Origin of the sequence: Corallococcus sp. AB011P (genome assembly GCF_003611605.1) — a bacterium.
Lineage (GTDB): Bacteria > Myxococcota > Myxococcia > Myxococcales > Myxococcaceae > Corallococcus > Corallococcus coralloides.
Window position 1 is genome coordinate 146,871 of sequence record NZ_RAVX01000009.1, and the last position, 13,646, is coordinate 160,516.

A 13,646-nucleotide genomic window follows, 5' to 3' on the forward strand; every position below is an offset into this window, starting at 1 on the left:
GGACGCCGCGGTTCCAGGGCGCCAGTATTGGACCCACCGAGGGCAGAGCAGTCTTCGGAGACATACGATGGCGATCGACGGACCTCGTAACAACGGCCTTCCGCGCACGCTCCCGCAGCAGCCGCCGGCCCCAAAGCCCCCTCCTCCGCCACCGCCGCCTCCCGCCCCCAGGCCCGCGCCGCGCGACCGCTCCAGCTTCGAGAGCCCCCAGGCCCGGACCGGCCCGTCGCTGGGGACGCCCACCCCGCCCGCGAACGTCGCGACGACGCGCAACACCGTCGTCGGCCCGCCGGCACCGCCCGCGCCCGCCCCGCAGGCTCCCGCCCCGGCCGCGCCTTCGTACACGCAGGCCCAGGCGGACAAGGACGCCAGCGCCCTGCGCGAGGCCATGGACGGCGGCATGACCGGGTGGGGCACCGACGAGGACAAGATCTTCTCGACGCTCGAGGGCAAGACGCCCGAGCAGATCGCGATGATCCGCCAGAGCTACCAGGACCACTACGGCAAGAACCTGGATGAGAAGATCCGGGACGAGCTGGGTGGCTCCGACCTGCGGCGCGCGGAAGGCCTGCTCCAGGGCAACGGCGCGAAGAGCGACGCGGTCAACCTCCAGTCCGAGATGGACGGCCTCTTCGGCTCCAACGAGGACATGCTGAAGATCCTGGAGAAGCGCTCGCCCGCGGAGCGCCACGCCATCGCGCAGCAGTACGCGGACATGAACGGCGGCACCCCGGCGGGCCAGAAGCCCGAGGACGTCCTGCTGGCCCGCATGGGCCGGGAGATGGACGGCGCGCAGCTGGAGCGCGCCCGGAGCATGCTCAACGCGGGTCAGGCGTCCACGCCCGCGGAGGCCACCGCGCTGGAGACCCAGGCGCTCAAGGCCGGCCTGGAAGAGGACATGGCCGGCTGGGGCACCGACGAGGGCCGCATCTTCGAGCGCCTGGAGCGGGCCACGCCGGAGCAGCGCGCCATCCTCGCCCAGGACGAGGGCCTGAAGGCGAAGCTCAAGGACGAGCTGTCCACCGAGGAGTACGACCGCGCCGTAGGCCTGATGCAGGACAACCCGGCCCAGGCGGACGCGGCCCGGCTGCGCGAGGCCCTGGGCGGCTTCTTCGGCGCGGACGAGAGCGGCGTGCGCGACATCCTCCAGGGCAAGACGCCGGATCAGATCAACGCCATCAAGGCCGAGTACCAGAAGCAGACGGGCCAGTCGCTGGACGCCCAGGTGCGCACGTGGGACGGCGGCGACCGGGACGTCACGCTGCGCATGCTCAACCCGCCCGCCGCGGACGACGCGAAGGGGCAGGCGGAGGCCTCCGCGGAGCGGCTGTTCCTGGCCATGGACGGCATGGGCACGGATGAGGACGCCATCCGCTCCGAGCTGGGCGGCAAGTCCAAGGCGGAGCTGGACTCCATCGCCGCCGCCTACCAGCAGAAGTACGGCAAGGACCTGCGCGCGGAGCTGGACGGCGAGCTGGACGGCCGCGACGAGCTGGAGCTGCTCAAGCAGGACTACGACCTGGGCGCCATCGACCCCAACGACCCCAACGCCGCGCAGGAGCGCGTGCGGCGGCTGCGCGAGGTCCAGTCGAACGAGTCCGGCTTCGGCGTGAACCTGCTGGACGGCATCCAGCACCTCACCAAGGGCGAGTCGGACAACGACATCCTCAACCGCAACCTGGGCCGCGCCGACCAGGCCATCGCGACGGGTGACACCCAGCGCGCGAATACGCTGACGGGCTACGCCACGGAGGACGTGAAGGCGCTCCAGTCCGCCAAGGACTCGCTGGCGGAGACCACGGCCACCGTGGCCGTGGTCGCCGCGACCACCGCGGCCGTCATCGCGACGGGCGGCGCGGCCACGCCCCTGGCCGTCGCCGGGTACGCGGCGCTGGGCGCCACCACGCGCGCGGTGACGTACGCCGCCATCCAGGGCGACGCCGCCGGGGCGCAGGACCTGAGCCGCCAGGCGCTCATCGGCGCCGTGGAGGGCGGCACGGCGGTGATTCCCGTGGGCAAGGGCGCTTCTCTCGCCTCGGGTGGCACGCGCGTGGCGGCCACCCAGGCCACGGAGGCCGCGGTCCGCACGACCGTGCGGGAGACCGCGGAGGGCACCGTGCGCACCGCCATCAAGCAGGGCATCAAGGAAGGTGCCTACGGCGGCGCGGCCGGTGGCGCCATGGACGCGGCCACCCAGTCCGAGACGTGGAAGGACGGCGCGCTCACGGGCGTGGGCCGCGTGGCCACCCGCGCGGTGACGGACGGCACCGTGGGCGCGGTGACGGGCGGTGTCGTCAGCGGCGGCATGGCGAAGGGCGCGGAGCTGCTCAAGCCGCGCGAAATCCCGGTGATTCACAACCCGGACCTGCCGGGCAACACCACGAAGGTGCGCTACGACAACGGCCAGGTGCGCATCGAGGCGGGGCCGCACGCCACGCCCGCGGACATCGCCGCGCACCAGGAGACGGCGCGCCTGCTCCAGAAGTACGAGGGGCCCACCGGGCAGATCCGCCAGCTCAAGGACCGCGTCCAGCAGGCCCTCACGAGCACGCCGGGCTACGGCACGCAGGGCTTCGAGTCCAAGCTGGAGGTGCAGAAGCTCAAGAACATCCTGGGTGGCCTGGAGGCGGCGCAGAAGCGCATCGACGACAGCATCGCGGGCATGAGCGGCAAGCCCACCGCTGCCACCGTCGCCGAGCGCGCGGCGCTCCAGCGAGACATCGCCAACGTGGAGTTCCAGATTGAATTCCACGCCAAGCGGCTGGACTCGCTGGCGCCGGGCGTGGGCTCCGTGGCCATGCACGGCACGCCGGCCACCACGACGCCGGACTGGGCGGGCGTGGGCACCTCCGTGAACAGGGTTGCCCCGAAGTCGCCTCCACCGCTGTCGCCGATGTCGCCGGAGGAATACGCCGCCATCACCACCTCCAAAGCTCCGACCGAGACAAAGGTCGAGTACAGGAATCGGGTGAACCAGGGCTACAGCGACTACGTCAAGCGCACCTACGACCCGAAGACCCGTACCCAGGAGCAGCTCAACCACGACGCCAAGCCGGCCCCCTACACCCGGACGGATTCGGCGGGCGTCAAAGTCACGGAAGCGCAGCAGTACGCCCGCCTGCGCGCGCAGATGGCCGAGGATGAGGTCATGCGCCGGGTCCTCGTGCGCAAGCAACAGCTGACCGAAGTCTTCCCCAACGGTCCCACGGTCGACGTGGCGGCCAACGACCTGGCCCACGGCACCGCGCACAACGCGCATACACTCGACCGGCACGGCGCCAGCGTGCCCCACTCCATCTCGGACGCGCCCCCGGGAACGCGCACCATCGAGAGCCGCGTCACCACCGGCGACGGCTGGGGGGGCAGCGGCAGTGTGGAGACCCGCTCGTTCAAGTGGGACAGCGACGCGCAGATGAACGAGACCATCAACCAGTACATCAAGGACAACTGGTCCACCATCCAGGAGGAGCTCGCGCGGCGTGGCTACTTCGACAAGGTGGACATCCCCGCCCCGGCGGGCACGACGGTGGGCAAGGGGTTCGTCCAGGGGAAGAATCCCGTGACGAATGCCAACACGGCGATCCCCACGGACGCGACCACGTTCACGCTCAAGCTGCGCATGGTCGACGGCGTGCCACCCCAGGTGGTGGTATTGACCGCGTTCCCTGGTCCCTGAGGCACACTCCCGATGACCGCTGACATCAAAGACAGCCCTGAATTCAAAGAGCTCAAGGCGAGCATGGAAGCCCTCAAGAACGCGCCCCCGCTGGAGAAGGCGCGCACGTTCCTCCGGGCCTACTGCGCGAACAACTCGACGCTGGAGGACGTGGAGGACCATGTCCGGCACGCGCTGGGCTTCAACGGCATCCCGATATGGACGGGGCTCGAAGGGCTGGAGGCCGTCCTCGCCGACAAGAAGATGCCGGGCGCGGCGCTCGTCGCGCTGGCGCGTGAGGACGCGAAGCGCCAGCAACTGCCCGCCACGCCGGACGCCGCCCGGAACTACCTGGGCCAGGTGGTGGCGATGCTGCGCAACTACCTGCCCGATCGGCCCGAAGGCGAGGGCGTCGTCAGCTTCGGCCTCGACGAGGTCTACAACCTGCGCGATCCGGCCAACAAGCTGGTGCGGCTGCGCTGTACCGACGTGGTGGGCGTGGACAAGGAGAGCTTCGCGGTGCTCGTGCCGGAGCACGCCCGCGACGACGAGGGCCCCTTCACCGTCTACCGCTACGAGGCGGTCTACGGACAGCCCTTCAAGTACGAGCGCGTGACGGACGCGGCCGTCATCGCGAAGGTGCTCAAGGCGACCCAGAGCTGACCCCAGGGACGCCATGCCATGAGCGCCGACCCCAAGGCAGACGCCACCTACCAGAGGTTCAAGGCGCGCATCGACGCACTCACGAACGCGCCCCCGCTGGAGAAGGCACGCACCTTCCTCAAGTCCTATTGCGCGCCCAACTCCACGCTGGAGGAGGTGGAGGACCAGATCCGGCACGTGCTCGGGTTCAACAGCATCCCGCTGTGGACGGGCATCGAGGGACTGGAGACCGTCCTCTCCGACCCGCGGCTTCCCGGTTCGACGCTGGTGTCGCTGGTGCGCGAGGACGCGAAGCGGGAGACGCTGCCGGCCACCCCCGAGGCGGCCCGCCAGTACCTGGAGCAGGTGCTGGGTCTGCTGCGCGAGTACCTGCCAAAGCAGCCCGAAGTCGAAGGCGTCGTCGGCTTCGGCATCGACGAGGTCTACAACCTGCGCGACCCGGCCGGAAAGCTGGAGCGCCTGCGCTGCATCGACATGGTGGGCGTGGGAAATGAGAGCTTCGCGGTGCTCGTGCTGGAGCACGCCCGCGACGACGAGGGGCCCTTCACCGTCTTCCGCTACAAGGCGGTCTACGGACAGCCCTACACGTACGACCGCGTGACGGACGCGGGCCTCATCGCCAAGGTGCTCGAGGCGACCCGGAGCTGACCTCCGCGACGCCATGCCCTTGCCGCGCAGCAACTACGTCCCGCAGCTCGCCATCGTCGGCAACGCGCGCCTGCGGGGACTCGACCTGCGGGCTCAGGTGATTGACGACCCTGGAGGCGCGGCCATCGTGCGGGGGCCGGACGACTCGCGCTTCCGGACTACGTGCACCATCCCGGCTACATCGCGGTGGGCTCACGGCTGGCGCAGGCCGCGTGTGACGCGCGCAACGCGGCGCTGAACGCCTCCGCCTGATCGCGTCCACGTTTCACGCCGACTGGGCTGCGACCGAGCCCCTCTCCAAGGGGAGGCAACCGGAGCGCGGATGGCCTACGGTGGGGGTCCATGAGCTTCGCCGACAAGATGCGCGTCTGGATGCCCCTGCATGAGAACGGCGTCAGCCGCGCCGTGCACTTCGTGGGGGCCTATCTCTTCACGTTCGCCCTGCTGGTGCCGCTGTGCTGGGTACGCGTGCCCGGCACGCCTCTGACCGCCGCGCACCTGCTGGTGGCCGCGGTGGCCGTGTACGCCATGACGCTGGAGTGGACCGCCGGCCTGCTCATGGCCCTGCCGCTGGTGCCCACGCTGCTCGCCGCGGAAGCGGTGGCGCGGCTCCCCACGGGGACGGCCGCGGGCATCGCGGTGGGCGTGATGGTGTTCCGCTTCGCGATGGTGGTGGGCGCGCACGTCGTCTTCGAGAAGAAGACCCACGGCCTGTCCCTGGGCGGCCCGCAGCTCTTCTTCATCGAGCCCGTGTACCTGCTCACCCTGGTGCTCTTCTCGCTGGGCCTCAAGCAGGACCTGCGCGCGCGCGTGGCGGCCTCCAGCACCTGACGTCATGGAAGGCTCCGGCATCCTCGTCCGGCATCCCGCCGCGCGGTGGGGACTGCTCACCCTGCTGTCGCTCCTCGTGCTCTCCGCGGTTCCCCTGTCCGGGGTGACGTCGCGGGGGACGCTGAAGGAGGGCTACACGGACCACGTGCGCCATCCGTACGTGGTCTGGGTGGGGCTGCATCGCGGGCTCCAGGCCCTCTACACCGCGCCGCTGGGCGAGCTTCGCGAAGGCGTCCCCTACCGCCAGGCCCTCGACCAGTGGCTGGAGGTGCCGTACGTCTATCCGCCCGGCGCGCTGGTGCTCTTCCTGCCCCTGGCGCTCGTGGGCGAGTGGGTGCCCATGTCGCCCCAGGTCTTCGGGCAGGTGTGCCTGCTGTACCTGCTGGCCTTCGCGCATGTGGCGCTCTACGCGGCGCTGCGGCTCCTGGATGGGCTTCCCGCGGGTGGACGTTGGGCGGTGGGGTTCCTCTGCTGGCTGGTGCTGATGCGGCTGGCGCTCTATGGACAGTACGACGGCGCGTGGCTCGTCTGCGGGGTGCTGGCGCTGGCGGCGCTCGCGAAGGACCGGCCGGTGGTCGCGTTGCGCTGGCTGGCGCTCGCGGCGCTGTTGCACTACCGGGCGCTCGTCCTCGTCGCCGTGGGCGTGGTGGCGCTGTGGCGCGTGGTGCATGGGCGGCCGGTGCGACAGTGGCCGTGGGGCACGCTGATGGGAGTGGCGGCGGCGGGAGTCCTCTGCGTGCGCACGTTCCTGTGGATGGCGCCGCTGGCCGCGCAAACCGACGCGGCGACACCGTCCATCCTGGGTGAGCCCGGCACGGTGGCCCTGGTGATGGGCTTGAGCGCGGCGGTGCTGGCGCTCTCCTGGCGCGGGGCGGACGGGCTGGTGACCGCGTCGGTGGGGCTGGGCGTGTTGCTCGCGGTCATCGACACGCGCCACTGGTGGCATGCGTCCGCGCTGCTGCTGGTGCCCCTGTGCGTGGGCGTACTGCGCGCGCCTCGCTGGCCCACGGCCGTGCGCCTGGGCCTTGTCGTCTGGGCGGGGGTGCTGGAGATGGCCGTGTGGTACGGCAATCCCCTCTGGTTGTTCCGCGACCTCAATCGCTTCCTGCGGCTGGTGTGAGGCGGAACCGCGCCTCGTCCCAGACGAGCCCGTAGCGGCGCAGGAGGTCGTCAATGCCCGCTCCCGCCGGGGGCGGATGGGCGATGGAGTCGAACCGGTTCAGCTGGAGCGTCTGGTCGGAGGCCGCGGAGACGAGGAGCGCGCCGTCCGGGGAGAAGGCCAGGGCCGCCACGAAGCCCTGCTGGCCCGTGAGCGTCCCCAACTGTTCGCCGGAGGGAAGCCCCCAGACCTTCACCCCTGCCTCCATGCCCGACGAAGCCAGGAAGCGGCCATCCGGCGACACGGCCAGGGCGAGCACGCCCACGGTCTTCTCGCCCAGCGTCTTCAACAGCCGGCCCTCCGTCACGTCCCAGACGCGGAGGGGCTGCCGCATTCCCGCCGTCACCAGGTGGGGTTCGGACGGAGTGAAGACCACGGCGCGCACGGGCTCGCCCATGTCGAGCCGCAAGAGGGGCTGACGCCGCTCCACGTCCCAGGTCCGCACCGTCGTGTCCTTGCTGCCCGACGCGAGCCTGCGCCCCGTGCTGTCGAAGGCCAGGGCCCAGACCTTGCCGGTATGTCCCTGGAGCAGTCCCACGGGCCTGCTGTCGGACACGGACCAGAGCTGGATGTCCGGATCGCCCGCCACCGCGACGAGCGACCCATCCGGGCTGAAGGCCACCGCGCGCACGGAGCCGCTCCCCCCTGGCAACTCCAGCAGCACGCGCCCCGAACGCGCATCCAGCACGAGCACCCTCCCCTTCAGCGTGCCCACCGCGATGCGCTCGCGGTCCGGGCTCACCGCCAGGGACACCGCTGACTCCGTTCCTCCCACTTCCGGACGGAGCTCCCTTCCCTCCGCGATGCGCCACCGCCGCCAGCCGTCCTCACTGCCTGTCATCAATTCGCGGTCCTGGGAGAACGCGAGCGCCTCCACCCAGACGGCAGGGCCACGAAGCAGCACCTGCGCGGGGACCTCCGGCCGGCGCCACACGTCGAGGACGCCGTCCATCCCGCCCGAAGCGAACGTGCGCCCGTCCGGTGACAAGGCCACGCTCATCACGAAGGCTTGATGCGCATCCATCCGCTCCAGCAGCGCGCCCCCATGGCCTTCGAGGAGCTGCACGCGCCCGTCCCATCCGCCCTGGACCAGGAGCTGGAACCCGCCGTCGATGGCGGCCACGGAGACATCGCCAGCGTTGCGAAACACGTCAGTGAGCTGTCCCGAGCGGGCGTCCCAGAAGCGCACGGCCCGGTCGGCCGCCGCCGTCATGATGCGCAGCCCGTCCGAGGAGAACGCGCCCGCCACCACCTTCTCTTCATGTCCCACGAGGCGGTGGACCTCCTTGCGCGACTCCAGGTCCCAGAGTCGCGCGCTCCGGTCCGCGCTCGTGGACAGGAGCCGCCTGCCGTCCGGCGAGAAGGCGACGGCGATGACGTTGTCGTCGTGCTCGAAGCGCAGCTGCTCGGCGCCCGTCTCGAAGTCCCAGACGCGGACCGCCTTGTCCAGGCCGCCGGAGGCCAGCCGCCTGCCATCGGGAGAGAAGGCCAGCCCGAGCACGACATCGGTGTGACCGGGAATCACCGCGTGCGGCTTGCCCTGGCGCCAATCCCAGACCCGGAGCTCGCCGGGTCTTCCCGCGGAAGCCAGCCAGCGGCCGTCCGGCGAGAAGGCGACGGCGTGGACCTCGACCGTGTGGCCCTTGAGCTCCGCCAGCAGCTCGCCGCGCTCCACGTCCCAGAGCCGGACGACGGAGTCGTAATGCCCGGACGCCAGCACGCGGCCATCCGGCGTGAACGCCAGGGCGAGCACCGAACCCTGGATGCGCTTCGACCAGCGCAGCGTGGAGGCGCGGTCCACCGCCTGGCCCTGTCCCCACTGCGCGGCGAACGAATCCCGCGAGGCCCGAGCGAGCGCGAACGACGCCGCCGCCACGCTCCACTGCCGGGACTCGGTGGCCGCTTCGCCCCGGGCCTCGTGGATGCGGGCGCGCAGGTCCCGCGCGTTCGCATCGTCCGGCGTGCCGCCACCGGAGGAGCGGTGCGCCGAACAGGAAGCAAGCAACAGCATGAGGCACCACCACCGCATGGGGCTCCCTCCGGACACGGGGCACGGCTTGCCTGGGCGCGGAGCGTCCGCACCTTTGGGCCAGGACCGTAACCCGAATGGGAGGAAGCCATGCCCGACAAGGCGACCGTTGAACGAGCGAAGAAGGACCTGCGCGAGGGCAAGAGCCCCAGCACCGCGGCGGGTGAGTTCGTGCACGAGGAACTGGAGCACATCCGCGAAGGCGAGCACGGCGCACGCTCTTCGAAGCAGGCCATCGCGATTGGCCTGTCGAAGGCGCGCCGCGCGGGTGTACCGCTGAAGGCACCCACGAAGGAGCAGTCCTCCGCGCGCACACGTCGCTCGGCGAAGCAGGACCTGGAGGTGGGGCAGCAGGAGCGCAAGCCCCGGGCACCGTCGAAGAAGCGGAGCAAGGCCACGCAGGGCGCGCTCAAGCGGGAGGGCCGTCAGGCGGCTTCCAAGCAGGCCCTGTCCGCCCAGGTGAAGAGCGCCTCACGCCAGCGCACGACCACCGCGCGCAAGACGTCCGCCCGCAAGGCAGCGGCCACCCGCAAGGCGTCCAGCCGGCCCCGGAGGTAGCCGCGATGCCTGGCGACTACAGGCCCGTCGGATAGGTCTCCGGCGCTTCACCGCGCTCCCATCCGGCGGTGCGCTCCAGCGGTTCGAGCGCGCGCGTCTCGTCGATGTGCAACATCGCGTCGAACTGCTCCGGCAGCCGCGTGTGGAAGTAGTGGCTCCTGCGCTCCGTTTCGGGCCGGTAAATGACGCCGATGGCCCGCTGCAGGCGCCGCTCGCGGAGTGCTCCGGCGGCCTCTCCCAGCTCACGGAGGTCCAGCAGGAAGCCCGGCAGGCCGACCTGATGGAAGAGGGACTCGCAGCTGCCCGCCAGTCCGTGGCGGACCTGCTTGCGCTCGGCGGCCCCACCCCAGTTGGAGGCCGCGGTGACGGTGCCCCGGTACGTGCTGAAGCCGATGAGCCGCGTCGCTCGCGGGTGCCGCTGGCGCGTCAGTTGTCCCAGGTTCACCTCGCCCGACTCCCCCATCTCCGTCGCGCGCGCGTCCCCGACGTGCGAGTTGTGGGCCCAGACCACGATCCGGGCGCCCCCCAGCCGCCGCTTCAGGAAGCCCATCAGCGCATCCAGCGTGTCCGCCATGTGCGTGTCGCGCAGGTTCCAGGACGAGCTGCGCCCATGGAACATGGACCGGTAGTACTCCTCCGCGTTCTGGACGACCCGCGCGTTCTGCTCCGCCTCGAACTGCGCGTCCTCCGCGATGAACCCGTCCCGGCGCAGCAGGGCCTCGCGCTCCCGTTGCAGCTCGCGGAGCTGGTCGACGACCTGACGCTCGCAATCCGGCGACAGGCCCAGCGATGTCGCGTGGCCGTAGTCCTTCGGGTCCTCTCCGAAATGTTCGAAGCACGCGTAGCGGTACCGGGCGCGCTTCGCGGCCTCCGGATCCGCCCGGTCCAGGTACTTCAGCACCGCGCCCATGGACGCGTGGAGGCTGTAGAGGTCCAGCCCGTAGAACCCGACCTTCTCTCGCGCGGAGTGGCGGTCGTTGTGGGTCCGCAGCCAGCCCGCGAAGTCCAGCACGTCCGCGTTGCGCCACATCCATGCGGGGAAGCGCTGGAAGTCGGAGAGCGACTCCACCGCGTCCGCGTCGTGGCCCATGGCCCGCACGTAGCGGTTGATGCGGTACGCGTCCGGCCAGTCCGCCTCCACCGCGACGGCGTTGAAGCCCTTCTCCTCGATGAGCCGCCGCGTCAGGAGCGCGCGCAGCCGGTAGAACTCGTGCGAGCCGTGGGTCGCTTCGCCAATCAGCACGCACCTCGCGTCGCCGACCAGGTCCATCAGGGGTCCGAAGTCCTCCCGCGTCCCCTGGAGCGGCCGCACGGACTCCGCGAGCGCTCGCACCAACAGTCCGTCGTCTCGGTGCGCCATGGTGTGTCTCCTCCCCTTGTCTTCAAGGGTTGGGTCGCGCACACCCGAAGGAAGGCAGCGGACGGCCAGGCGGCGCCCTGTCCTACCGGGGCTCTCATCCTCAGAGAATCAAGCAACTCCTGCCTGGGCATGACGATAACCTTTTCAAAGGAATCTTTATGACCCAGATCAAATCCCCCACGGGCTTCGTCTCGTCGCTGCAGACCGCCCTGAAGACCGCCAGCACGGCTGGCAAGGCCGTGGGCGCCCCGGCCCTGAAGAAGGCGCTCCAGGGCGCCGACGCGAGCCAGCTGAGCCCCCAGCAGAAGACCCAGGTGCGCGACGCCTTCGAGCAGGTCAAGTTGACCCCGAAGGCCCGTGTGCTCGCGGACCAGTTCGTGGGCGACGGCGTCGGCCTCAAGCCGCCGAAGGACAGCGGCATGGTGAAGGTCATGATGGACGACCCCACCCGCGGCTCGAAGCTGTCGGACTTCACTCCGCCGGACGGCGGCCGGGTGAAGATCCGGATGGATGATCCGACCGGTGGCTTGAACCTGCCGGACTTCAAGCCGCGGGACGGCGGCCGGGTGAAGGTCATGATGGATGACCCGACCCGTGGCTCGAAGCTGCCGGACTTCACTCCGCCGGATGGCGGCCGGGTGAAGGTCCGGATGGATGATCCGACCGGTGGCTTGAACCTGCCGGACTTCACGCCGCCGGATGGCGGACGGGTGAAGGTCCGGATGGACGATCCGACCGGTGGCTTGAACCTGCCGGACTTCACGCCGCCGGATGGCGGACGGGTGAAGGTCATGATGGATGACCCGACCCGTGGCTCGAAGTTGCCGGACTTCACGCCGCCGGACGGCGGCCGGGTGAAGATCCGGATGGATGATCCGACCGGAGGCTTGAAGCTGCCGGACTTCAAGCCTCCGGAGGACATCGGCGTGGTGAAGGTCATGATGGATGACCCCACGCGTGGCTCGAAGCCCCCGGACCTCAAGCCGCTGGATGGCGGCATCGTGAAGGTCAAGATGGACAGCCCGGTCTGAACGACGGACGGGCGAAGTCAGGGACCCCATGACGTCTCGCAAGAAGGTCGTGGTCATCGGCTCGCGCTCGGATGACGCCACCCGCTTCGTCGCGGAAGCGGTGGAGCGGCGTCGTGCGCGAGCCATCGTCCTGGAAACGGACCGGGTCCCGGACTCCGCCGCGTTGAGCTGGGAGGACGGCGAGGTGCACTGGGACGGTGAGTGTCTCAGCGACCTGCGCTCGTTCTACCTCAAGCTCGTGCGCCTCTCGCTCCCGGTCCCCGAGGCCGAGGCCCTGTCCGAGCGCAACTTCCCGCGCTGGCAGGAGCAGTACCTGGCGGAGCGGGAGCGCCAGTCGTTCCTCCACTCCGTGCTGCGTTCGCTCCACCGGCGCGGCGGCTCGTTCGTCAACCCGCTGGAGGCGGTGGAGCTGCACTACCTGAAGCTGCAACAGCTGGCCCTGCTGCGCCGCCACCGCATTCCCGTCCCCAGCACCCTGGCCACCGCCTCGCCGGACGCGGTGCGCGAGTTCGTCGCGCGCCACGGGGCCGTCATCTACAAGCCCCTGAGCGGCGGCGCGCTGGTGCGCAAGGTGGAGGAGGCGGACCTCACCGAAGAGCGGCTCCAACTGCTCGCCAACTGCCCGGTGCTGTTCCAGGAGCAGATCCAGGGCGACGAGTTCCGCGCCTACGTGCTCGACGGCGAGCCCGTGTCGGCCTTCCACATCCCCACCGACGGCGTGGTGGACGCGAGGCAGAACCTGCACCGGGTGAAGCCCGCTCGCCTGCCGAAGGAGGCCTGGGCGGTGTGTCTCAAGGGCGCCAAGGCGCTGGGCATGGTCTTCACGGCGGTGGACCTGCGGCGCACGTCTGACGGCGCCTTCGTGGCGCTTGAATTCAACCCCACTCCCGCCATCTCCTTCTTCGATGATCCGCGCGACGGCAAAGTCATCACCCGGCTCGCCAGCTACCTCGTCTCCAAGGCCTGAGCGCCCGAGCGGGTTCTTCATCACGGACTACGCCGACAGCATCTTCGGCCCCGCCCCGGCCCCGAAGCCGGAGGTGTTCCCGGCGTCCGCGACCGAGTGGACGCGCCTGGCCTCCGTATCCGAAGCCCTGCACGCCACGCTCCGCCGGGAGTTCATCGAAGGCGGACGGGTGCCGCACCTCTGCCTTCGGGACGCCCTCCTCCCCGAGCGCGCCGAGGCCCTGCACCAGGCCCTGCGCGACGCGCACTTCGTGCGCCACCACCACGGACCCTATCCGCTGCACATCGCGCCGTTGAAGCAACAGGAGCCCTCCGCCCTGACGGACTTCTGCGCGTGGATTCAGAGCGCGGACGGCGCGGCCTTCCACGCCGCGCTGGTGGGCTGGCCCGAACCGCTGGAGACGCGGCAGGTGCAGGTGTCGCGCATGGAGGTGGGCGAGTCCTTCCCGGAGCACCGGGACACGGACGAGGAAGGGCTCGCCGTCGTCTACAACTTCACGCGCCCGTGGGAGGACCGCTTCGGCGGCGTCCTCACCTTCCGGCATCCTGAAGTGGACGCGGACATGATGCGCGTCCCGCCGCTCTTCAACTCGGTGTTCATCTTTCGCGCGAGGGGCGCTCCCCACCGAGTGACGGAATGGACGTCCGAGGCCCGGGGCCACCAGCGCTATTCCGTCACCGCCTTCATCCTCGCGAAGCGCTAAAGCGCTCGCCAGTTCCCACGCTCCGGGACTTGCGGCCGGCGT

The 13,646-nt window shown here is 70.5% G+C and carries 11 protein-coding genes; 9 read left to right on the top strand and 2 right to left on the bottom strand.

All coding sequences use genetic code 11. The features are described 5' to 3' along the window. Positions 1 to 67 precede the first annotated feature (67 nt). The 5 genes from D7X30_RS23245 to D7X30_RS23265 all read left to right on the top strand — a co-directional run bounded on the left by D7X30_RS23245 (position 68) and on the right by D7X30_RS23265 (position 6,917). Positions 68 to 3,676 (top strand): annexin, encoded by a 3,609-nt coding sequence (locus D7X30_RS23245; protein ID WP_120565128.1) that lies wholly within the window; start codon positions 68 to 70, stop codon positions 3,674 to 3,676. Between the two features lie 63 nt (positions 3,677 to 3,739). Beyond that, positions 3,740 to 4,318, top strand: a complete 579-nt coding sequence (locus tag D7X30_RS23250; RefSeq protein WP_147443283.1) for a hypothetical protein — start codon at positions 3,740 to 3,742, stop codon at positions 4,316 to 4,318. Between the two features lie 18 nt (positions 4,319 to 4,336). Further along, entirely contained in the window at positions 4,337 to 4,966 is a 630-nt protein-coding gene (locus D7X30_RS23255; RefSeq protein ID WP_120565130.1) for a hypothetical protein, read from the top strand. A gap of 342 nt (positions 4,967 to 5,308) precedes the next feature. Further along, positions 5,309 to 5,797 (top strand): DUF962 domain-containing protein, encoded by a 489-nt coding sequence (locus tag D7X30_RS23260; RefSeq protein WP_120565131.1) that lies wholly within the window; start codon positions 5,309 to 5,311, stop codon positions 5,795 to 5,797. A 4-nt stretch (positions 5,798 to 5,801) separates the two neighbouring features. Beyond that, positions 5,802 to 6,917, top strand: a complete 1,116-nt coding sequence (locus D7X30_RS23265) for a hypothetical protein (protein WP_120565132.1) — start codon at positions 5,802 to 5,804, stop codon at positions 6,915 to 6,917. Here D7X30_RS23265 and D7X30_RS23270 read toward each other — a convergent pair. Then, positions 6,892 to 8,985: a WD40 repeat domain-containing protein gene (locus tag D7X30_RS23270; protein ID WP_120565133.1), complete on the bottom strand. Its 2,094-nt coding sequence runs from the start codon at positions 8,983 to 8,985 to the stop codon at positions 6,892 to 6,894. The two genes, D7X30_RS23265 and D7X30_RS23270, sit on opposite strands and share 26 nt — an antisense overlap. Positions 8,986 to 9,075: 90 nt before the next feature. Here D7X30_RS23270 and D7X30_RS23275 point away from each other — a divergent pair, with 90 nt between their 5' ends. Beyond that, positions 9,076 to 9,543 (top strand): DUF6496 domain-containing protein, encoded by a 468-nt coding sequence (locus D7X30_RS23275; protein WP_120565134.1) that lies wholly within the window; start codon positions 9,076 to 9,078, stop codon positions 9,541 to 9,543. A 16-nt stretch (positions 9,544 to 9,559) separates the two neighbouring features. On the opposite strand, the gene D7X30_RS23280 is transcribed toward D7X30_RS23275, so the two are convergent. Next, the gene (locus D7X30_RS23280; protein WP_120565135.1) at positions 9,560 to 10,903 is read right to left on the bottom strand and encodes an erythromycin esterase family protein; all 1,344 of its coding nucleotides are present in this window, start codon (positions 10,901 to 10,903) and stop codon (positions 9,560 to 9,562) included. Between the two features lie 158 nt (positions 10,904 to 11,061). Here D7X30_RS23280 and D7X30_RS23285 point away from each other — a divergent pair, with 158 nt between their 5' ends. The 3 genes from D7X30_RS23285 (at position 11,062) to D7X30_RS23295 (ending at position 13,604) form a co-directional block, all read left to right on the top strand. After that, positions 11,062 to 11,934 carry a hypothetical protein gene (locus D7X30_RS23285; RefSeq protein WP_233591731.1) on the top strand — a complete coding sequence of 291 codons (873 nt, stop codon included), beginning with the start codon at positions 11,062 to 11,064 and terminating at the stop codon, positions 11,932 to 11,934. Between the two features lie 28 nt (positions 11,935 to 11,962). After that, positions 11,963 to 12,901: a RimK family alpha-L-glutamate ligase gene (locus tag D7X30_RS23290; RefSeq protein ID WP_120565136.1), complete on the top strand. Its 939-nt coding sequence runs from the start codon at positions 11,963 to 11,965 to the stop codon at positions 12,899 to 12,901. 73 nt (positions 12,902 to 12,974) lie between these two features. Further along, positions 12,975 to 13,604, top strand: coding sequence for a 2OG-Fe(II) oxygenase (locus D7X30_RS23295; protein WP_233591732.1), 630 nt, complete (start codon positions 12,975 to 12,977; stop codon positions 13,602 to 13,604). Positions 13,605 to 13,646 lie beyond the last annotated feature (42 nt).

Bases quoted from the DNA above. Each gene is read 5' to 3' on its own strand.
- D7X30_RS23245 (WP_120565128.1), top strand. From the start codon at position 68: ATGGCGATCGACGGACCTCGTAACAACGGCCTTCCGCGCACGCTCCCG.
- D7X30_RS23250 (WP_147443283.1), top strand. From the start codon at position 3,740: ATGGAAGCCCTCAAGAACGCGCCCCCGCTGGAGAAGGCGCGCACGTTC.
- D7X30_RS23255 (WP_120565130.1), top strand. From the start codon at position 4,337: ATGAGCGCCGACCCCAAGGCAGACGCCACCTACCAGAGGTTCAAGGCG.
- D7X30_RS23260 (WP_120565131.1), top strand. From the start codon at position 5,309: ATGAGCTTCGCCGACAAGATGCGCGTCTGGATGCCCCTGCATGAGAAC.
- D7X30_RS23265 (WP_120565132.1), top strand. From the start codon at position 5,802: ATGGAAGGCTCCGGCATCCTCGTCCGGCATCCCGCCGCGCGGTGGGGA.
- D7X30_RS23270 (WP_120565133.1), bottom strand. From the start codon at position 8,985: ATGCGGTGGTGGTGCCTCATGCTGTTGCTTGCTTCCTGTTCGGCGCAC.
- D7X30_RS23275 (WP_120565134.1), top strand. From the start codon at position 9,076: ATGCCCGACAAGGCGACCGTTGAACGAGCGAAGAAGGACCTGCGCGAG.
- D7X30_RS23280 (WP_120565135.1), bottom strand. From the start codon at position 10,903: ATGGCGCACCGAGACGACGGACTGTTGGTGCGAGCGCTCGCGGAGTCC.
- D7X30_RS23285 (WP_233591731.1), top strand. From the start codon at position 11,062: ATGACCCAGATCAAATCCCCCACGGGCTTCGTCTCGTCGCTGCAGACC.
- D7X30_RS23290 (WP_120565136.1), top strand. From the start codon at position 11,963: ATGACGTCTCGCAAGAAGGTCGTGGTCATCGGCTCGCGCTCGGATGAC.